Source organism: Acidobacteriota bacterium, from assembly GCA_016208495.1.
Lineage (GTDB): Bacteria > Acidobacteriota > Blastocatellia > Chloracidobacteriales > Chloracidobacteriaceae > JACQXX01.
Genome location: JACQXX010000177.1, coordinates 1 through 19490, shown reverse-complemented (window position 1 = coordinate 19490; position 19490 = coordinate 1). Strand labels below are relative to the sequence as shown.

The window sequence follows — 19490 nt, the reverse complement described above, 5'->3', positions numbered from 1 at the left end:
GTCTATTAAACCCTGAACTCTGAACCCTAACCGTATGATTTGGTTTTCCGCCCGGATGGGCGCTGGAAAGTAGCCGGTGGGCAGCCTGCTTTGAGGCGCACCCACCGGAAGACAGGCAGCGAATGGTTCGCGCCCGGATGGGCGCTGGAAAAATGCAGAACCTTCAATTTATTGATTTAAAGAGAGTTATGGCTTGACCTCACTATCTCGAAAAGGAGAATACAAATGTGGACTTTGGAAAAATTCAACAGAATTGACAAAACATATATAGATAAAATGGTTGCAGACAAAGTTCAGGAAAGCCTGACTTTAGATTACAAAGAAAAACAGTATTCTCATGGAAGGGAGGATAAAAAGGAATTTCTCGCTGATGTTACTGCATTTGCAAATACTTCCGGCGGTGTCATTTTCCTTGGAATTTCTGAAGAAAGAAACTCATCTGGGAACACTGGTCAACCAGGTGAGGCACTCGGGTTAGATGGTGTTAATTCAGATCAGGAAATCCAGTGGATGGAGAGTGTTTTGACTGACAGCGTTTCTCCACGAATTCAAGGAGTTATATTTAAACCTATTGATGGATTTTCCCAAGGTTCAATAATTGCCATTTACATCCCAAAAAGTGGCAATGCTCCTCATATGCTTAAAAATAGAGGTGGTTTTTATACTCGAAGGAATTCTGGAAAGAGTGAAATGGAGATAGGTGAAATTCGAAACGCCATTCTCCGCAGTGAAACATTGGTAGATCAAATCAGAAATTTTCGCCTTGACCGATTTGCAAAAATTACTGCTGGTGAGACACCTGTTTGCCTGAGCAATAAACCTCAAGTTGTAATCCATCTGATTTCGGCAACCGCGTTTGATGTGGGAAATACGCTAAATTTATCTGCTGTCGAAGAACGTGAAGGTTATGTTCAATTACCGTTTCGAGGAAGGTATAAAAACTGGCGGCTTAACTTTGATGGAATATTGGTTAACGGGGATAGTGAGCCGGGATATGTGCAAATTTATAGAAAAGGGATTGTTGAAATTGTGTTTTGCAATGTCTATCAGCGTAGTGATCTCATTCCCCGGGAATATGAATCGAGTGTGGAGAGAGAAGTCCGAGAATATGTTAACCGGTTAAATCAATGGGAAGCTACTTTCCCAATCTTTATCTTGATGTCTTTGCACGAGGTTAAGGGTCGTATCATGGATTATTCAGCTCTAAGTATTGTAAAAACTCAGAGTGGGGGCAATTTTCTAAAACCTGAAGAACCTAAAAATACACCGATTGATCGTGACGATCTTGTAATTCCAGAAGTTATTTTGACAGAGCCTGATATGGATTCTGCAAAAGTTTTAAAGCCTGCATTTGACGTGGTTTGGAATGCTGCTGGCTGGCCCAAGTCTATGAATAATTATAATGATGCTGGGGATTGGATTGGGGAGAAGCGTCAAACAAGCTGAGCAAGGTACTGGTCATAAATTATTTTTGCTGTTTCACGTGTTCGAGAATCACCGATTGAGATTAAATCGGCATAGACCACCAGTGGCGGACCGACTTGTTTTTTCCTGGCTTCCGATTGTAGTGCAATCCAAAATCTTCGCAAGATTTCAGTATTTCCAGGTGAGGCTTTGCAAAGTCTGAACTGCACCCGGCAAAATTCTATCGAATGAAGTGCACATCAGGGTTGTCAATCGTGGATGGCTCTGGTTTGATTCCAGCAAGTGTTGCCGACCAACTTTCTTTCAGGCAGGTGTCAACTATGTCTTCTTCGGCCTTGCGAGTGTATGACGAAGTGGTTGAATTTATGGCGTCTGGCCCTTCAGCCGCTCAAATTGTGACTTTCCAGCTCTCGGAAGCTACAAAACGACGTGTTGCCGAACTCATCTTTCGAGAAAAAACCGACGGCTTAACGGCTGATGAAAAATCAGAGCTTGATCATTTTTTGCAGCTTGAGCATTTGATGAGATTGACCAAAGCCAGGGCGCATAAATATGCCGCTTCATAGCTATGTTTCAGATGAGTTGCGGTTGTTGGTTGCCACACGGGCTAATTTATTGTGTGAATACTGCCTTATTCATGAAGAAGATACATTTACCGGCTGTCAGGTGGAACACATCATCAGTCGAAAACACAGTGGCGCAACGGAGCTACACAACCTGGCTTTTGCCTGCGTTTATTGCAACCGATATAAAGGCAGCGATATCGCTACGCTAAAACCAGGAAGTGACCAGTTGGTTCGTTTCTTCAACCCACGAACTGACAAGTGGTTTGATCATTTTCGACATAATCAAGCCATCATTGAGTATTTGTCAGAAATTGGGGAAGCCACCTCTCGGATCCTTCGATTCAATGATTCTGATCGAATTTTAGAACGTGAGGAATTGATCCAGATCGGACGATATCCGGTGGCTGAAGCCATCAAACGTATGCAACCTTGAATCTTCGGTTGAAAAGGCATCTTTGACCTGGACAAAATTCTATAGAAAGAAACGCCTATCAGAGTTGTCAATCGTGGGTAGCTCTGGTTTGATTCAACTTACTCATTCTTATTTTCAATAACACACAATTTTCAAGGTAGGGCTTATGATCACAGTGACACTTGATTTACCGGAAGATGTGGCCCCACAAATTGAAGCGGCAGGTGATGACCTGGCCCATGTTGTCGCTGAAAAGTTACGTCACCCCGTCTTTTCAACCCAGGTGTTTGAACAAATTGTTGACTTCCTGGCTGGAAATCCAACACCTGAACAAATTCAAGCCTTTAAAGCGAGTACAGAAATCCAAAAACGAGCCGGTGAACTGGCGATGAAGGAACGAGCAGGAGTAATCAGTCCAGAAGAGATTACCGAACTGGAAGGATTTTTGAAGGCAGAGCGGTTTGTCCGGCAAATGAAGTCAAAAAACTATCTTTTTTTAAAAGCACTCCAAATTTCAACCCACAACGATACGAGCAGAACCAGCTAAGAAAAAAGTTCAGAGTTCAAGCTTCAGCTTGTCTTCCAGGTAATAGTCAGGCGACCCTCAATTTGATCAACAGTTTAAAAGGTAGAATGAAAAATCATCGGCAAACTAAAGCTTGAACTCTGAACAGCAATCTATTTCACTCAAAAGTTTCTTCACTATGTTTCAAACTCCACGAATTGTTGCTTTTTCCACCACCTTGACCGCGTTGCTCCTGATTGGGTCCAGCGCCATCCTTCCAAACACATTCAGGTCACATTCACCTATGAATTCGATTCCTTCTTCTGTTTTGCCTGGTGCGACCAGCCGTGACGAGCGATTTGCCCAGGAAATCCAGGCCATGGTGCCGGAACTGGTCAAAACGCGGCGCGAATTCCATATGCACCCCGAGCTTTCTAACCGCGAAGAACGCACCTCCCGCGTGGTTGCTGAACGGCTCAAAGCGCTTGGCCTCGAAGTCAAAACCGGCGTCGCCCGCCATGGCGTGATTGGGCTGCTCAAAGGTGGCAAGCCGGGGCCGGTCGTGGCGGTGCGTGCTGATATGGACGCGCTTCCAATCAAAGAAACCCACGATGTGCCCTATAAATCACTCAATGACGGCGTGATGCATGCCTGCGGACACGACGTCCACACCACAATTGGGCTGGCCGTGGCTGAACTCCTGTCAAAACATCGGGCGGAACTCGCTGGAACCGTGAAGTTTATCTTCCAGCCTGCCGAAGAAGGTCCGCCACGTGGCGAACTTGGTGGCGCCAAACAAATGCTGGCAGAAGGCGCGCTCGAAAACCCACGTCCAGATGTGATTTTTGGGCTGCATTGCATGCCGACCATTGAGGTCGGAAAGCTTTCCTACAACGAGACGGCCACCATGGCGAGCGCGGACCGGTTTTTCATCACGATTCGCGGCAAGAAAGTCCACGGTGCCTACCCACACGGCGGGATTGACGCGATTGTGGTGGCTTCGTCAGCCATTACCCAGCTTCAAACCATTCGCAGCCGTCGAATTGACACTCAGGAACCGCTCGTGTTGACGATTGGGAGTTTCCACGGCGGCAACCGGTTCAATATTGTGGCCGACGAAGTACAGCTTGAAGGAACGCTCCGGGCGCTCAACGAACAGGTTCGGGAAAGTGCAATCCAGATGATGCACCAGACGCTCAAAGGCGTGACCGAGACCTACGGCGCGTCCTATGAAATGGAGATCGAAAAGATGTGCCCGGTGCTGGTCAACAATGCCGATCTGGTCAACCAGATGCTTCCGACCATGCGGCGTATTGTTGGGGCTGAAAACGTCGTCAGCCCACGTCCCCAGATGGGTGCTGAAGACTTTGCCTATTTTTCAAACACGATTCCGGGCTTTTTCTACTTTCTTGGTGTCGGCAACCAGAAGCGCGGCATCACGGCGATGATTCACACACCGGATTTTGATGTGGACGAAGACTGCCTCCCGATTGGCGTCAAAGCGATGTCAGGCATGGTAATGGATTATCTGGAGAATCCACTGGTGAAAGGGAAGTGAGGGTAGGGTTCAGGGTTCAGGGTTCAGGGTTCAGGGTTCAGGGTTCAGGGTTCAGGGTTCAGGGTTCAGGGTTCAGGGTTCAGGGTTCAGGGTTCAGGGTTCAGGGTTCAGGGTTTTCGAATTTATGTCCCTTATGTCCTTTCTGTTTTTTTGGTCTGTTTCCTGTCCTGAACCCTCAATGATATCAGAGAGCAAAACGCAAAAAGACATCGTCAAACGGTTCATCGTGCAAGCCAGAAGCAGCCCGAATTTCGGCAGGCGTTCCAAGTTGCACCAGTTCGCCTTTCTTGATGATGGCAATTCGCTGACAGACGCGCTCGACAAATCCCATAATGTGCGAAGACAGCACCACCGTGACCCCTTCCTGGGTCAGCGCTTCGATTTTGAGCCGGAGCAGGCGCATGCTTTCAGCATCCAGCCCGTTGAGCGGTTCGTCGAGCAAAATGAGTGGCGGTTTTCCGAGCAGTGCCGCGATGATGCCGATTTTTTTGCGCATTCCGTGCGAGTACTCTTCAATCAGGACGTGTTGTTTGACGGTCATTCCAAAGTAGTCAAGCCCTTCGTCAATTTCAGCTTCGGTGGCGTTGTCCTTGAGGCCAGCGACAAATTCCAGAAATTCACGTCCGGTCAATCGCTCGTACAGGCGAAGTTCCTCAGGTAAATAGCCGATCAGGCGTTTGGCTTCATACGACTGGCGGAAAATCGTATTTTTGCGGCCACACACCAGCACTTCTCCGCTATCAATCGGAATCACCCCCAAAATGCTTTTGAGGAGCGTTGATTTCCCGGCGCCGTTCGCTCCCAGCAGCCCGAAAATGCCATTTTCGACGGTAAATGAAACATTCTGAACAGCTTTCAAGTCTCCGTAACATTTGGTCACGGCTCGAATCTCAAGTGCCGCCGCCGGTGCGGTTGCTGTCATCGTCAATGCTCAACCTCCGTAAAGAAAACTCTGGTTTTTACCCGTTCGCGCAAGTTGTGCATTAAATACAAATACATATAGGCCCACAAGGGCCAACCCATCCAGTAAAAAATAAAGAGGCCGGCGATGATTGAAGCCGCCACACCACACAAAATCAAACTGATGAGCGGACGGGCGGCGACTTCAAAGATGAGAATTCCAACCAGCGAGGCCGTGGTGTAACACACGACGGCGGCCTTTAGCAGGACAAGCCCGGTTTCAATCAGATTTGTTGTCGGATACCCAACCACCGCCAGGCAGGCCAACCCAAAAGCGGCCAACCCAAACAATCGAGAGAGAACCAGCTTGGACTCGGACAGATGTTCAGGTGACAGACCGATGGATTTTTCGATCCAGAAGTAAGAAAGCTGGTATTTCAGAAGCAACGGCGCCAGGGCAATCAGACTGAATGCTGAAAACATCACCCCCAGCAGAAAAACCCATTCGAAGATATCTTCTGAAACCAGTTTTCGACCAATCAGGGACAGTGCTCCAAACTGAAACAGAATGGCGAAGGCCGGCGACATGAGGACCGCTGGTGAAAACCCGCGCCGACACAGCGCAATGTCACGCCGAATCTGTGCCCGAACCGGTGCTTCCAGGCGGCGCAGGAATCGGTCCAGGACCCAATTGAACAGCGGACGCCGAGTCTCGGAGAATTCTTGCGCAATTCCACGATCATCCATCCGCCAGCGAGTAAACATCCGACGAGCAAATTCAAGTACCAGCACACCAGCCCCAAGTGGCAGGCCAAGTTCATATCCGAATCGCCCGCCTGATCCGGGATGCAACAATCCAGCCAGGACTGATTCAAGGGCTCCCGCCGCCGGCAGCAGGGGGAAGAGAAACACCAGAAATCCTTTCGACCACGACACCAAAATCGTTGTCGCCAGTAAACCGGTCAGGAGTCCGGTCAGTTTGCGTGGTGTACACCACCTGACATGTACCAGGAACAAAACGCTCGCAACCTGGAGCACTGTCAGATAGATCCAGCCGGCCAGCAACGGCGGGCCCAGTTCAACCAGGGTTGCGAGGCCCATCGTCGGTACTGGTCGCAGGACGGAGCACAATCCAACCACAATGAGGAGTGACGGCACATTTTTGAGAAATCGCGCCACGACCGTCATTCCAAAACGGGCCTGAGTTGTAACCCCAAGCCCGTCCAGGTATGAATCTGCCGTTCGGGTGGCATACACATCTTGTAAAGTCGCAGAAAATGAAAAAACAACCAGAAAGATTGTCAAACTCAGGGCAATTTGCAATCCATCTCCAAAGTGATACCCCTGACGATGTGTCGCCAGAAGTTTCTGGAGCATTTCAAAATAGGGCGTGAGCATCATCCAGAATCCACCCAGGATGATGCCTCCGAGCCAGATCGTGGTGTATAGATTGGACGTCAGCCACCGCCGAAAGGCAAGGCTCTTAAATCGAAGCAACCACAAAAACTGTCCAGTTGCGGTTTTGGGTGAAAACGAGCGCATTGAGGCAACGGGTCACCTTCCTTCAGATTTAGACAATGACCTTGGTACCATCGAATTTCGTCAATGAAAAGCCAGAAAACTCTTCAACATAGCATCCAGCTTCGCGCAGTTCGCCCAAAACCGCGATGGCGACCTCTTCGCCAAGCCGTGGATCAGCATCCGTTCGCCAGTGAACCCCGGCCATATTCCGGCTTATACCGATATTGGCTACCAGTTTATTGAGTTCACCTCCAACAGTCAGATCTGGTCCCCTGTATGGAACCAGCTCGGTTCCATCTTCATTGGGAATAACTGGATCCAGTATGACAAAATCTTCATCAAAAAATGCTTTCAAGATTGTGGCACCAGCGGCGGCAAACGCAGCATGACCAGCTCCATATGCCGGATGCGTCGGACAGCCTTCTGGAAATGCCTGCGGTAGCAAATAGGTCCCATACTGGCTGAAAATCGTCTCAGCCGCTTTGGAATTCAATACATCACTGTGAATTGGGTAGGTGGGCGCCTGAGTCAGATGACGGTGAACCCTTCCGCCAAATTCTTCTGGCCGCAACCGCCTGTGAACAAACCATTTGTTGTACCAGACCGCATTGAGCGCACGGGTCATTACGCTCGCCAGCAGGCCCAGAACAAACGGCCCGCCAAAAGTACTGAACGGCTGAGTGGTTTTGTATTTCAAATACGGGTTGCCGGCATCACGTGCGGTTCGCATACCAAGCAAAATGAGGGCGGCATGATAAATTGACTGATAGAGTGGATCATTGTGGACGTACTCACTTGCATCACGCCCAGTAACGATGAATCGTGGTGCGGGAAGGAACGTGTCTCGTCTGGAAACCATTCCATTTTGCACACCTAGCCATTCAGGGTACTCCGTCAGGTAATCCAGGTTGGGTTGTGGCACCCGGATTTTTTGCTGCATTGAAATCGCACCATATTGAAAATTTTTGAACAATAACTGTGAAATATATGGCCCGACAGTTTCCCCTGAGGTTGTTCCTCGAAACAAGGTTTGGCCTGTGACCTGACCATTTACGGTTGGGCCTCGAAAATCAGAAAGCGCTGAAAGCTCGGCGATGGCTTCTTGAGCCAGCGGATGACTTTCATATTCCAGATATGGCACATCCCGGAGCAGCGCCATCCAGTACAGTTCAACCATTTCACCTGCCGTTTCAGCACTGTCAAACGTTGGCGGCGGCGGCAACAGGACCCGATGAGGGTCATGGCCTTGAAGTTCAAAAGCCAGGCCAGCCTGGGGGTTTTCAAGTTTGAGCGCGCCACCCAGTGGAATGGCATCAAAATCGCTTGCTTTGCCGGATTTGAGTGCCTTGATCAATGCATTGTATGAATCAAGGTTAGGTTCACCGAATTCATTATGTTGCAAAGCTTTACTGAAATTTCCAATGCGTGATGGGTACTTTTCTTCATCACCATTGGTGTGAACCTCAGCTACAGGCAATTTCTTCTCGGTCTGGGCAGCTTTTTTGCGGATCTCAAACGCTTTATTGATTCGGGCTTTGCTGGTTAATGGGCCAATATCAGCCCGCTCAACAAGACTTTCAGACAGTTCCTCATCTGCCGGAGCGGCAGCTTCAGTTGAAAGTTCAATTAATTCGGGACCAGCGACCACACCGGTGACCACGCCGCCAAGCGTGCCTAAAAAAGCTCGTCGCGATGCAGGTAGCACTCCCCCCTTGGAAGGATTAGATCTTGAGTATTCCATAGTCAAAAATCTCCTAAGAAAAACGGGATTGAGCAAGGAGCAGGTTGGCTGTCAAAGCAGTTCGATAGAGGAAAACAGGAAGTGACAGTAAGAGCTGAAGGTCGAAGGATAAACACTGATGACAAGGCTTGAACTGTACCACTCCCAGAAATGCCTTACCATTCAAACTTTTCTCTACCGCTCAACCACTGGGCATCAAGATTAGAAGCTACGGGATATACAGAGTGCATAGAAACGTAAACTCTGTTTTTTCAATAGTTTCTCATATCTCAACAAAATACTGGCTGGGGAAACAGGTGTTTGAAAAGTTCTTATTTTCATTCTCTGGCTACAAAATTATATGAACTTACGCGGAGCGAACAATCTATTTTGAAATCAATGAGATAACCTGCTAAATCATTGTCCTGTATTGGTTCTTAATGAGTCACTTTTTTGCGTAAACCCTATTTCAAGGTTGAATATCAAAGGACAACAGAAATTTTTCTTGTTTTTCTTGTTTTTTCTAAAAATTTTTCTTGTTTTTCTTAAGGATTTCAATAATATTTACCTAACAGCAAATCAGAAAGCAAACTTTATGGATGAAATGGATTTAAAGCTTTTAAAACTGGTGCAGACCAACGGCAAATTGTCCTATGCGGAACTTGGCGAAGGGGTGGGACTTTCGATCTCAGCCGTCAACGAACGCCTCAAAAAGCTCCAGACCCAGGGTCTCATTCGGGACTATGTGGCGCGGCTCAACCCGGCGGGTCTTGGGTTGGACCTCCTGGCTTTTATTGCGGTTGTCCTCGCGGAACCAATGCACGAACCCGGTTTTCTGGACCGCATGGCCGCCGTGCCTGAAATTCTGGAATGCCACCACGTGACGGGTGACTTCTCTTACCTGCTCAAAGTGCGGGTGAAAAACACTTCGGCGCTGGAAAAGTTACTCAAAGAACAGCTCAAGACAATTCCAGGGTTGGTGCGAACCTACACCACGATTGTGCTTTCCACGGCCAAGGAAACCACCGCACTGCCAATTGAATGAAGCATGAAAAAAGTGGTTAGTGGTTAGCGGTTAGAAATCAACAACTATCAGCACCTTGCCACACACAACCAGGAATCTCCCAGGTCAGTGATGGGAACCCGCCCTCACTGAAAGTGATTTCCAGTCTGTCCTTTTTGTCCTTTCTGTTATTAACTCATTGAATGAGTTATGTTTACAGAATTTTAAAATCTAACACTGTTTTCCGTACGGAAAAAACAAACTTTTGGCTGTAATTGATAGACATCAAAGGCAGTTACAAAAATGTTGTCATGGAAACTTTTTTTCAAAATTCATCACGACTTATTGAGAATTGAGAGTACGTTATGACCACGACACTTGACGCATCAACACCAATCACAACTGACTCGCTTGCCGAACTGGTCACCCTTTTTGACGCTGGAACACTGGCCTATGAACACTGGACTCATCACGCGCATATGCTCGTGGCGGTGTGGTACCTCTGGCATTTTCCATTTGAGGAAGCCTCGGAACGCATCCGCACGGGCATTATCAAATACAACGGAGCCGTGGGTGTTCCACACACGCCGACCCGTGGCTATCACGAAACGATCACTCGGTTTTATATTTGGGTAATTGGCGAATTCCTCAAATCCTGCCCTCCCTCATATGACCTGGAGGCAGCGGCCACCTTGATGATCGAAACGCTCGGTGCGCGGGACCTGCCGTTGCGGTTTTACAGCCGTGACCGCCTGTTTTCCTGGGAAGCCCGCCTGACGCTGGTTTCGCCTGATCTCCACCCGCTGGACTGAAAAAACCAGGGCTGAGCCCTGAGCCCTACTCCGATGAACCTCTCCATCACCCCAATGCCCCCCAATGACTGGGAAGCTGTCCTGACGATTTACCGTGAGGGTATCGCGACTGGAAATGCCACGTTTGAAACCCAGGTGCCGACGTGGGAAATCTGGGACGCGGCGCATCATTCCTTTTCACGGCTGGTGGCTCGAATTGGAGCCGACGTGGTCGGCTGGGCGGCGTTGATGCCGGTTTCTAAGCGCGAGTGCTATCGCGGAGTCGCAGATTTAAGCATTTACATTGCCTCACACGCCCGAGGTCAGGGCGTAGGAAAGCAGTTGCTCCCGGCACTTATTCAGTCGTCAGAGGAAAACGGGATCTGGACACTCCAGGCAGGTATCTTTGTGGAAAATACAGCCAGCATCCGGCTTCACGAGCACTGTGGTTTTCGACTGGTGGGCAAACATGAGCGAATCGGTCAGCTTGCCGGATGCTGGCGAGATGTTTTGCTCCTGGAACGGCGAAGCTCTATTGTCTATCCAGACCTGGCCAGGGCAATCAACTGACGTTTGGGATTAACCTGGATTAGCTTTCGGCTTTTGACGAAAGGGCTGCCACACGCCGGGCAATATCAGCAATAAACTGTTCATCATTTAACAGAGTTTGTCGCATATCCGGGTGATTTGATTCAATGTACTCCCGAAGCGCATTGTTGATTTGAGTTTGATAGGGTGCCGCATCAGGTTGGGCGGCTTTCATTTTGAAAAAATTCACAATATCCAGATCAAGGTACATGGTAATTCGCACCTTGACATTGCGCGGTTCAATTTCTTCCGGTTTGGCAACTCGTGAAGCATCAACCCGGCGAAAAGTATGTCGCCCCGGCTTTAGTGCCAGCTCAGGTTCGATGCCACTTGCAAGTTCTTGCTCATACTCGGCTTCACTGACTTCAAGGACAACCGGTTTTGACTTATTCCCCTTGCTGGTAACGCTCATATTTATACACCTCTTCTTCTCGGGAAGTCGCTTTCCGAGTTGAAATAATTCGGATGGAATCACCGTTCCGTTCGGTAAACACAACTAAAAGTAATCGTTTAGATGAAATTCCAAGCCTTCGGAACCGGTCTTCAAATTCTGAGTGAGCTTCATCAAATTCTTCGAGGGCATACGGATCAAGGAAAACCTCAACGGCTTCCTCAAACGATACACCGTGAATTGCTTGATTTCGGATTGCTTTGTCGTCATCCCACTCAAATTGCATATCCAAATTATATGCATAAATATGTATTCAGCAAGGTTCCAGGTAAATCTGAATCACCGCAAATGGATCCGACCCGGAGGTGGTCCCATCGGATATGAGCCATCTGGAAGTGGTGGAGGTGGCCCCATTGGTGGAGGCATTCCGGGTCCACCCATCGGAGGACGCATTCCTGGTGGTGCCATTCCCGGAGGAGGAGGTCCCATGCCTGGTGGCGGCGGAGGTGGTCCGTTGCGATGACGGAAGAAACTTGGGTCAGGTGTTCCACGAAACAGACGCGGAATAAACGGATAGTCCGCCGTCACGACATAATAGTAAGTCCCGGTTGGATATTCGGGCGTGATGCCGGTGCGACCATTGCACTGATCGAGGTCTCCGGCGCCAGGCACATATTCCCAATCCTGAACGAATGTTCCGTCATACGCTCCGCCCGGTCCATCGGGCCGGGTACCGGGTTTCAGTCGGTAACTGGAGTTCAATTCCTTAACCGGGCTGTTTGGATCCGTCGGATTGCTGTAACCAAACTGCGAATAGATCGGAAATCCATCGGCGGCATAGCCAATCAGTACCATCTGGGTTCCCTTCCGGAGTTGAGCCACAAGTCCAGTTGGAATGCCGTGATAATGATAGGTTCCGCCAGGCTGAACGTGGGCATGGTGATGGTCCATCCCCAGTTTGACCTTGCCGGAAAGGGCTTCGTATTGCCAGCCGGACTGCGGGTCACCGTCCCAAAATTCAGCCGCTCCGGGGTCAAACGGAATGCCGTTGAGCGCCACGCCAAACGGGTGAAGCCCCAACCGGGTCACGTGTTCGGCTGGTTTCGGATTCATCGTCACCCGAAATAAATGGTTTTGTTCCCGGATCTCGTTGGGATTACCGGCATTGGGAAACTCACCATGGTCATGGTTGGGAACTCCATTGGAAGAAATGTAGCGGTATCGAGTACCAGCCACGATTTCAACACTGTTTTCTTCAAGTTGAGTCATACCAGTAGCTCTTGATTTGGCCATTTGCTGTGTGGTGGCGAGCGTCAGCACCCCTGCCACAGCGACGAAACCGATGATGATGAGATATTTTTTCATAGGCTTACCTGTTCGTTTTACCTGGGATCCGAAAGAGACCAAAAGGACAAAAGGGACGAAAAAGACCGCATGGAAGGCACTGCCGGTTTGAACTGCGCTAACTTCGAAAACCCGGAACCCGGAAACCTGACAAGATGACCGGCTGACAAGGTGACAGAGTGACAAGGTGACAAGGTGACTGGGTGACAAAAAGTAAGGGCGCTGTTGCTTTGAACCGCGCCTTCTTCGAAAACCCGGAACCCGGAACCCGGAACCCGGAACCCGGAACCCGGAACCCGGAACCCGGAACCCGGAACCCGGCTTCACTCCCCCTTCACAATCAATTCAAGCGTTGCGGTTCGAACCCGGCCTGAACTGTCCTTGCCTGAAACATTCACGGTGAAGGTCCCGGTCGGTCCAATCCCCCGTGTTGAAATCGAAACCGGCAGACAGCAGCCATTGCTAGTCAAGGTGGAAGGTGAAATTCTAATTCTATTCAACGGATCATCACTGATGGAAATGGTCACGGCTTCCATAAATCCTTCATTGCGTTTGATGTGGAGGACCGTATCAATGACTTTCCCACGAACGACCGTGGCGGTTGGCGCTTCAAATTCAAGCGTGAAGGGAATTTCAGTCTGGGCAGCATCTGACACAACCGTGAAGGCGTTCTTTTTGCGAATGACGGTTGGCGTTGTTCCTTGCCCGGTAAATTCCAGATGGACATCGTGAACACCGGGTGCGATGTCGGCTGAAAGCGACAACTCGACCGTGACGAGCGAGCCAGTGCGTTTGATATTGCTTCCGGCATAGGGACCAAACCAGACTTTCGTGGGCGTCGTGGTCGGAACTCCGACATTGGCCACTTCAACAGTGATGGTTTGGGTGGTACCAGCCCTGGCCGAAGCCGGCTTGACCGAAGCCACCATCGAGTCATAGGGGCTGGCTCCAACCACTGAACCCTGGAGGGCGGCGCCCTGTCCGACGCGAATCATTGGATTATTGCTGACTTCGGGAACTCCCCGGTACGCCCCGACGATGAACGGAAATTTGTTTGGCGTGACGTGATAGTGATAGCCACGAACCTGATCCGTATGGCCGTTACATTCATCCAGTGCCTGGCTGCCGGTGACATCGCGCGCCATCAGGCCATTGCTTTCAAAGGGTCCGTAAATCCCAAATCCATCAAAGGCAAACCCGATCAAGGGTGAATGCTGATCGCCATTTTCTTTAAACGGCGTTCGGAGGCAGGTCGGGTATTTGTGATAATGATAGGTGCCGCGCATGTCTGGATGACCACAACACGCATCAAGCCATTCTTCGGAATAGCCATCCACGGCTACCTGGCCTTCGGCATTAAACGGGTTGAAAAACGGAATACCGTTGAGTGCCACACCAATCGGGCCCATCGGTAATCCGGTAATCCGGTCATTTTTCCTGGGATTGAGCGGGATTTTGAACTGGTGATTTTGCTTGCGAATCGAATTGGGGTTTTTGCTATTGGGAAATGTCGCCGTGGGATGGTTTGGAAATCCTTGACTGCGAATCGTGAGAAATGTCTCGTCATGGCTGACTTGCACATCTTCGGTGCCGTCGCGGTCGCTATCGAGACCGGCGTTGGCGCTAAACGGATCCTTGATGACATACAGGGTTACAAACGCCTGGGCGCTATCACGCTGCCCGTCGTTGACCTTGAATGAAAAACTATCGGTTCCGGAAAATCCTGGATTGGCCGTGTACTGGACATTTGGCACCGTACCGGAGAGCGTTCCACTGGTGGGAAACGTGATCAACTCAAACTGCAATGCGCTCCCTTCGGCGTCACTGGCCGCAAGTGAAATGGCTTTCGGCACGCTGGCATAGGCCAGAACTTCAGCACTATTTGCAATCGGTGCAAAGTTTGGCGCTTTTTGCCTGAATGAACTGGCCGAAGCCAGCGGGACTGGAAATCCGATGGAGATACAAAGCGTCGCGAAACAAACCAGACTGATGACGTGAATGAAATTTCGGTAGGTGAATAAAGAGTTGAATATCGGAAACGATTCTGGTTTCAAACTTTTACCTGGACTGATCAACCAGCTATCGGCTTGAAGATTTTGCCCTTTCCCAAACCCTGAACCCTGAACCCTGAACCCTGAACCCTGTTTCATACCGGTTTGGCCTCCCTGCAACAAACATTGGTGTCAATTTGAGCAGAGGCTACCAAACGAATGTAAAGGGTTTATGTGGTTAGCCGAAGAGAATTGTAAAGATTGTGTTTAGATCAGAGTTGAGAAATGAATAGTCGGATATTACACCGACTGACCCACCTCCCTTTGAGGCTCCGGGGACTCTAGGCGCCCGAAAGTCGCCAAGGTGCGAGCGAGAATGTTTTGCGCGCCGACGGTATCGGCATCGGCGGTGTGACCACAATGCCGACACAAAAACTTCTCTCCCTTGCGGTTGTCCTTATGCACCGTACCACACTGGGGACATGCCCGGGACGTGTTGGCCGGATCGACGCGGACAAGCTGAACACGGTTCACTTGCGCGAGTTCGGAGATCCGGGTGAGGACGTGCCGGTAGGTCCACGGTGCCATTGCCTTGCGAAACTTTTTTCCTCGTTTTTTCGATTTCCCGCGCTTGAGGTTCTTGAGAGATTCAACCCCAATCACGGCCAGCGTCAGCCAGGGAAGCGACTTGACCACGCGGTTGATGAACACTTTGCGTTCGGTATGCGCCCGAGCCCGGCCACGACTGCCTGGCTTCCGGCGGTTGATTTTATTGCGGATGGCTTTGAACTCCGTGCCGTAATGACGGCCTTCGGAGTCGGACAGCAACTTGTTGACCCCAATATCAAGGCCCAGCCGCACGCCTTCCGTTTTGGGTTCCAGATCTGGGAGTTCGACCCAGAGCACGATTCCCGTCTCCGACAGCGCGCACCCTTGAATCAGTCGAGCCCCCTCCATCCCTTGCCAGTGATTCAACACGGCAGTGCGTTTGGTCGGAATCACGAGCCGCTCGCCTTTCTTGAGGCACGACACCCGGATCACCAGATCAAAGCTGCCCCGTCCCACTTCCACCGAAACAATCTTGGCATCGAGCACCGCGCTTCCCGTAAACACCGGACAGCGCGCCACCGTGCCGAGTGCCTTCGCCGATTTCTTTGTCCCGACCACGATTTCAAGCGCTTGCTTCAGGGCCTGACTTTTCAACCGTTCCGAGAGCCGAGTATCTGTGAGCCTGGCCAATGTCGCTTTATCCAGCTTGCCGGGTGTCTCCCACAGCGACCGGATATAGAAGTTGACCGCCGCCCGGTACGCTTCCAGCAGCGCCGCGATCTTGCGTCGTTTGGTTTCGGTCGCAAATTTCAGCGTCACTTTGCAGGCTCGTCGCATCTCGCTTCTCTCGCGAAGAGGTGATTTCCACCTCTTCATTACTCCGTTCCGGTGCCCAGTCTAAAATTGTTTTATATCTGACTATATTACAATGTACTTGCCTATAAGTCAACCAATCAGTTGCAAGACTGACCTGAGCCTGGTTCACCAACTGGGCCTCGCGTTTGGGCACCGACTGGAAGCCACAACCCCAGCACCAGCATTACCGGCATCAGCCAGCTTTTCACAAAAAATGAAAGTAATACCACTTTGGGCTGAGGGTATCGGGCTAAGGGATGAGGGAAATACAATTCTTTCAATAATTTAGCCTTCCCATAACAAGAGAGGTTCATTCCAAAATGGTATAGTTTCGTTGGCTTCACCAAATGCTGCGGCATAGGGTTTCCCTTATTGAACGACTTCACGTTTTGAACAAAATTCCTCAAAAGTAAGCAAAGATGCGGCTTGAGCCATATCTTTTTGAACTTGTTGCCTGGCAAATGCGGTCAGCACGTCGTCTTGCCAGCGACTAAATTGCTTGCGGTCTTGTTTCAAAAGCTTGCGCTTTTTTTCCTCAATCATTGCCTGTACTTCCAGCGGGGCATAAGCCGTTGTCAGGTAACGATCCAGCTCGATTTCGCAATATTCACGGTAGTCAAGCTCAAGCCCACGCAACCGGGTGAGTCTTTCCTCGTCACCGTCCACTTTTGGTTTGGAGTCTGGGCTATAAGCGGCAACAGCGCGGTCAATGTATTGGGCAATGCCGCCAAAGGTCGCAATCTGGAAATTCGTTCGAGAGGCTTCCTGATAGGCAAACTCAACAATAAACTTTGCCAGTTCCAGACCATATTTTGCGACTAACTCGGTGGCCAACTCAATGTGTCGAGGTTGCGAGCTTAAAATGCCCAAATTGAAGAAAATTTCATTAAAGTGACTTACCAGTACTTCCCCTTGCTTTTCGTTCAATGTCGGCTGTTTAAACTGGGTTTGCGCACGGGTTTGAACTGGGGTCTCGACCTTCTTTTTCTGAGGAACGAGGTCACTCTCTGGCATTGGCACTGTTACTGGAGTATCAGAGGAGGATTGTGACTGGTAATTCCCTTTGCCAAAAATCACCTTGTAGTCTTTTTTGTCTTTGGTTTCTTCCAACATGGCCATGACGATCAGTCCACCTTTGGAAAGTGGAACATTGCGAAGTTCAGCCAGCGCAGGTTCAAGAACCTGTTTTCGCTTACTTCTTTTTTGATCATAGGAGGTGCCTGTAATCCCCAAATCTTCAAAAAGTTCTTTACTGCGTCGTTCATACACCATTTTGTCGCACAGCATGAGATCAATGTGAGTATACAGAAGCTGTGCAATCTCACTCCGAAAACCAAAAACAACATCGAAGAGCAATGGCTTGGTGTAATTGGCAAACAGGTTTTTGAGAATAAAGTTGTTGAATTTGAAATATCCCATCTCTTTGTTGACGGCCCCATCCTTTTTACGGCGAATGATTTTCAACTCGGAGATGATGTTAAAAGTGTCTAAAAATTCGATTGTTTCCCCGCTTGATTTGTCGAAGAACGAGTTTTCCCAGGTAAACAATGTGCCTCGAAGTCGGCTGAGCGATTTGGTAATCGTTTCAATGGCATCATTTCCCCAGCGTTTTCTCAGAATTTTGGCCAGCCGGCGGAGCGAAAACGGGGTTCCAGTGTTTGGCCGTCCTTGTTCTTCCCATTGTCTTACCAGTGCGTAGTATGTTTTTTGGTCTTCGGTGGTCAGTGCGCCTTCGGTTGTCGGAGCAATTTTGACTTTGGCGGTTATTTTATTGCCATCCTGAAGGTAAAATTCTCGCTGCAAAATACGAGTTTTCAGTTCCCGCCTGGAACTTGACGGTTGCCAGATGGACCATTTTTCAAGATTGAGTTCAGGTCGAATCTTCTCAAGAACCTGAACATCTCGGGTTTCCTGGGGTTCAGTTTCAGTAGTCATTTGAATTCGAATTGCGCGTGACAAGGATTGTTATGTTTGGAGTGATTCAGTTGGAACAGTATTCCGAATGCCTTATCTGGTAAGCAAGTTTTTTTTCGGAAAGGGCAAAATTTTGTTCTAACACACACACAAAATCTAGCCATCTGACCACTTTCCACATGTGTGTGTGTATTTAAGAAGTATTTAAATAAGTATTTAAATAGTATTCAGCTCAAAAAAACGGCTGCAAGTACAAATCAATCAACAGGTTACATGGACGACTGGTACCGCCAATGCACCAGCGGGGTACCGCCAATGCACCAGCAGGGTACCGCCAATGCACCAGCAGGGTACCGCCAATGCACCAGCGGGTACCGCCAATGCACCAGCGAGGTACCGCCAATGCACCAGCAAATTTTTTCATAAACTCCTCGATATTTGACGTCATTTCCTGGCTTATCTTCCTGTCTCAGTCAGAATCTAAGATCGGAGGCTTGTCAGTGAAAAACTGTTTGATTTCTTGTAAACATTACAGTGTATAGAAATTCTGGTACCGCCAATGCACCAGCAAATATCTCAGTTTTCTTTTAAATAATTGATGTTAAGGTGTTTAGAATAAAATTACGTTCAACTCTCAATCTTCCAACAGAAATAATCCAAAGTGAGCAATTCCATTGTGGTTCCGGGCTGCGGAGGACTCCAAATTTCTTCAATCAAGCCGGTACGTGGGTACCGCTAATGCACCAGCAACGGTACATACATTTTCAGAAACCACGAAATTGGTCTGAAACAGTCCTGCCGATGGTCTGTGACTGAGGTTGATTTTTTCCTTGATACCTTGTTGTCAGCCGAGGGGGAGAGAAGCACACACGGAGGTCATTCTCTCTGGTTGGATTCAAAATCCACACCGGCGTGATTTTGCAAATTCACTTCAAAAAAGTTTCCATGACAACATTTTTATAACTCTCTTTGGTATCTAGCAATTGCAGTCAAAAGTTTGTTTTTTCCGTAACGGCAACACCGTTAGAATCTATACAGCAGGTAACCTATTCACAAACAGAGATTTACATTTAGCTTTCACTCGTGGATTCTTTTTTGACTCCACAGAAGATGTGTTCTCACAATTTGAATCATCCTCATCTGGCTTAAAACTTGAATCGAAACCCAATTCTGAAGGCTGAATCTGACTCATACCCCACATTCAAACTTAAAGCCGATTCCCTTTGGTAAGATTACACCTGCGACATAAAAGCTGAATATTGTTGAGCGTGCTGGCCCCTCCCAGGCTGAACGGAATGATGGGGTCAAATTCAAAAGGGTGCGGCTACTTTGAGTTAAGATCAAGCGGCGGCGGCAAGTTCCATCTTTGTAACAGGTTGTGAAGAAGATGATCCATACAATCGTTGATGTAGTTGTCGGCGGTAAAAGGCCCAAAAAGCTGGCCAATCGTGGTTGAG

19 protein-coding genes and 1 pseudogene are annotated in these 19490 nt (G+C 49.1%); 8 read left to right on the top strand and 12 right to left on the bottom strand.

All coding sequences use genetic code 11. The annotated features are described in order from the left end of the window. The first annotated feature begins 225 nt into the window (after positions 1 to 225). The gene (locus HY774_30040) at positions 226 to 1446 is read left to right on the top strand and encodes an ATP-binding protein (protein ID MBI4752751.1); all 1221 of its coding nucleotides are present in this window, start codon (positions 226 to 228) and stop codon (positions 1444 to 1446) included. Here HY774_30040 and HY774_30035 read toward each other — a convergent pair. After that, positions 1434 to 1634 (bottom strand): hypothetical protein, encoded by a 201-nt coding sequence (locus tag HY774_30035; GenBank protein MBI4752750.1) that lies wholly within the window; start codon positions 1632 to 1634, stop codon positions 1434 to 1436. The two genes, HY774_30040 and HY774_30035, sit on opposite strands and share 13 nt — an antisense overlap. Positions 1635 to 1745: 111 nt before the next feature. Between HY774_30035 and HY774_30030 the strand changes: the two genes are divergently transcribed. The 4 genes from HY774_30030 (at position 1746) to HY774_30015 (ending at position 4466) form a co-directional block, all read left to right on the top strand. Then, entirely contained in the window at positions 1746 to 1991 is a 246-nt protein-coding gene (locus HY774_30030; GenBank protein MBI4752749.1) for a hypothetical protein, read from the top strand. Beyond that, entirely contained in the window at positions 1978 to 2424 is a 447-nt protein-coding gene (locus tag HY774_30025; protein MBI4752748.1) for an HNH endonuclease, read from the top strand. The genes HY774_30030 and HY774_30025 overlap by 14 nt, the downstream gene beginning before the upstream one ends. Positions 2425 to 2569: 145 nt before the next feature. Then, on the top strand, positions 2570 to 2950 hold the full coding sequence (locus HY774_30020) for a hypothetical protein (protein ID MBI4752747.1): 381 nt from the start codon (positions 2570 to 2572) through the stop codon (positions 2948 to 2950). Between the two features lie 262 nt (positions 2951 to 3212). Continuing rightward, entirely contained in the window at positions 3213 to 4466 is a 1254-nt protein-coding gene (locus HY774_30015; GenBank protein ID MBI4752746.1) for an amidohydrolase, read from the top strand. Positions 4467 to 4650: 184 nt separating this feature from the next. Here the strand turns inward: HY774_30015 and HY774_30010 are convergent, their stop codons facing one another. Genes HY774_30010 through HY774_30000 form a run of 3 tightly spaced genes read right to left on the bottom strand, consistent with a single transcriptional unit; the run spans position 4651 to position 8472 of the window. Further along, entirely contained in the window at positions 4651 to 5388 is a 738-nt protein-coding gene (locus HY774_30010) for an ABC transporter ATP-binding protein (GenBank protein ID MBI4752745.1), read from the bottom strand. 2 nt (positions 5389 to 5390) lie between these two features. Beyond that, on the bottom strand, positions 5391 to 6908 hold the full coding sequence (locus HY774_30005) for a hypothetical protein (protein MBI4752744.1): 1518 nt from the start codon (positions 6906 to 6908) through the stop codon (positions 5391 to 5393). Positions 6909 to 6936: 28 nt separating this feature from the next. Further along, entirely contained in the window at positions 6937 to 8472 is a 1536-nt protein-coding gene (locus HY774_30000) for a vanadium-dependent haloperoxidase (GenBank protein MBI4752743.1), read from the bottom strand. 730 nt (positions 8473 to 9202) lie between these two features. Between HY774_30000 and HY774_29995 the strand changes: the two genes are divergently transcribed. The 3 genes from HY774_29995 (at position 9203) to HY774_29985 (ending at position 10971) form a co-directional block, all read left to right on the top strand. Then, positions 9203 to 9652 carry an Lrp/AsnC family transcriptional regulator gene (locus tag HY774_29995; protein MBI4752742.1) on the top strand — a complete coding sequence of 150 codons (450 nt, stop codon included), beginning with the start codon at positions 9203 to 9205 and terminating at the stop codon, positions 9650 to 9652. Between the two features lie 323 nt (positions 9653 to 9975). Further along, on the top strand, positions 9976 to 10422 hold the full coding sequence (locus HY774_29990; GenBank protein MBI4752741.1) for a hypothetical protein: 447 nt from the start codon (positions 9976 to 9978) through the stop codon (positions 10420 to 10422). Between the two features lie 33 nt (positions 10423 to 10455). Next, a complete protein-coding gene (locus HY774_29985) occupies positions 10456 to 10971 on the top strand; it encodes an N-acetyltransferase (GenBank protein ID MBI4752740.1) in 516 nt (171 codons plus the stop codon). Between the two features lie 19 nt (positions 10972 to 10990). Here HY774_29985 and HY774_29980 read toward each other — a convergent pair whose 3' ends face one another. The 8 genes and pseudogenes from HY774_29980 to HY774_29945 all read right to left on the bottom strand — a co-directional run bounded on the left by HY774_29980 (position 10991) and on the right by HY774_29945 (position 19345). Continuing rightward, positions 10991 to 11401 carry a BrnA antitoxin family protein gene (locus HY774_29980; protein ID MBI4752739.1) on the bottom strand — a complete coding sequence of 137 codons (411 nt, stop codon included), beginning with the start codon at positions 11399 to 11401 and terminating at the stop codon, positions 10991 to 10993. Continuing rightward, positions 11376 to 11666 (bottom strand): BrnT family toxin, encoded by a 291-nt coding sequence (locus HY774_29975; protein MBI4752738.1) that lies wholly within the window; start codon positions 11664 to 11666, stop codon positions 11376 to 11378. Before HY774_29975 ends, HY774_29980 begins: the two co-directional genes overlap by 26 nt. A 53-nt stretch (positions 11667 to 11719) precedes the next feature. Next, complete coding sequence (locus tag HY774_29970) at positions 11720 to 12745, bottom strand: YHYH protein (GenBank protein MBI4752737.1); 1026 nt, start codon at positions 12743 to 12745, stop codon at positions 11720 to 11722. 302 nt (positions 12746 to 13047) lie between these two features. Continuing rightward, complete coding sequence (locus HY774_29965; GenBank protein MBI4752736.1) at positions 13048 to 14874, bottom strand: YHYH protein; 1827 nt, start codon at positions 14872 to 14874, stop codon at positions 13048 to 13050. Between the two features lie 141 nt (positions 14875 to 15015). Beyond that, a complete protein-coding gene (locus HY774_29960; GenBank protein ID MBI4752735.1) occupies positions 15016 to 16101 on the bottom strand; it encodes a transposase in 1086 nt (361 codons plus the stop codon). A gap of 387 nt (positions 16102 to 16488) precedes the next feature. Next, positions 16489 to 18054: a replication initiation protein gene (locus HY774_29955; GenBank protein ID MBI4752734.1), complete on the bottom strand. Its 1566-nt coding sequence runs from the start codon at positions 18052 to 18054 to the stop codon at positions 16489 to 16491. A 211-nt stretch (positions 18055 to 18265) separates the two neighbouring features. Further along, a complete protein-coding gene (locus tag HY774_29950; protein ID MBI4752733.1) occupies positions 18266 to 18457 on the bottom strand; it encodes a hypothetical protein in 192 nt (63 codons plus the stop codon). A 783-nt stretch (positions 18458 to 19240) separates the two neighbouring features. Continuing rightward, positions 19241 to 19345, bottom strand: a pseudogene (locus tag HY774_29945) (HNH endonuclease). Between the last annotated feature and the right edge of the window lie 145 nt (positions 19346 to 19490).

Excerpts from the sequence above, each read along its gene's own strand:
- HY774_30025 (MBI4752748.1), top strand. The coding sequence starts at position 1,978 with ATGCCGCTTCATAGCTATGTTTCAGATGAGTTGCGGTTGTTGGTTGCC.
- HY774_29970 (MBI4752737.1), bottom strand. The coding sequence starts at position 12,745 with ATGAAAAAATATCTCATCATCATCGGTTTCGTCGCTGTGGCAGGGGTG.
- HY774_29950 (MBI4752733.1), bottom strand. The coding sequence starts at position 18,457 with ATGAAAAAATTTGCTGGTGCATTGGCGGTACCTCGCTGGTGCATTGGC.
- HY774_30030 (MBI4752749.1), top strand. The coding sequence starts at position 1,746 with ATGTCTTCTTCGGCCTTGCGAGTGTATGACGAAGTGGTTGAATTTATG.
- HY774_29980 (MBI4752739.1), bottom strand. The coding sequence starts at position 11,401 with ATGAGCGTTACCAGCAAGGGGAATAAGTCAAAACCGGTTGTCCTTGAA.
- HY774_30020 (MBI4752747.1), top strand. The coding sequence starts at position 2,570 with ATGATCACAGTGACACTTGATTTACCGGAAGATGTGGCCCCACAAATT.
- HY774_29975 (MBI4752738.1), bottom strand. The coding sequence starts at position 11,666 with ATGCAATTTGAGTGGGATGACGACAAAGCAATCCGAAATCAAGCAATT.
- HY774_29995 (MBI4752742.1), top strand. The coding sequence starts at position 9,203 with ATGGATGAAATGGATTTAAAGCTTTTAAAACTGGTGCAGACCAACGGC.
- HY774_30015 (MBI4752746.1), top strand. The coding sequence starts at position 3,213 with ATGAATTCGATTCCTTCTTCTGTTTTGCCTGGTGCGACCAGCCGTGAC.
- HY774_30010 (MBI4752745.1), bottom strand. The coding sequence starts at position 5,388 with ATGACAGCAACCGCACCGGCGGCGGCACTTGAGATTCGAGCCGTGACC.
- HY774_29990 (MBI4752741.1), top strand. The coding sequence starts at position 9,976 with ATGACCACGACACTTGACGCATCAACACCAATCACAACTGACTCGCTT.
- HY774_29955 (MBI4752734.1), bottom strand. The coding sequence starts at position 18,054 with ATGACTACTGAAACTGAACCCCAGGAAACCCGAGATGTTCAGGTTCTT.
- HY774_29965 (MBI4752736.1), bottom strand. The coding sequence starts at position 14,874 with ATGAAACAGGGTTCAGGGTTCAGGGTTCAGGGTTCAGGGTTTGGGAAA.
- HY774_29960 (MBI4752735.1), bottom strand. The coding sequence starts at position 16,101 with ATGCGACGAGCCTGCAAAGTGACGCTGAAATTTGCGACCGAAACCAAA.
- HY774_29985 (MBI4752740.1), top strand. The coding sequence starts at position 10,456 with ATGAACCTCTCCATCACCCCAATGCCCCCCAATGACTGGGAAGCTGTC.
- HY774_30005 (MBI4752744.1), bottom strand. The coding sequence starts at position 6,908 with ATGCGCTCGTTTTCACCCAAAACCGCAACTGGACAGTTTTTGTGGTTG.
- HY774_30040 (MBI4752751.1), top strand. The coding sequence starts at position 226 with ATGTGGACTTTGGAAAAATTCAACAGAATTGACAAAACATATATAGAT.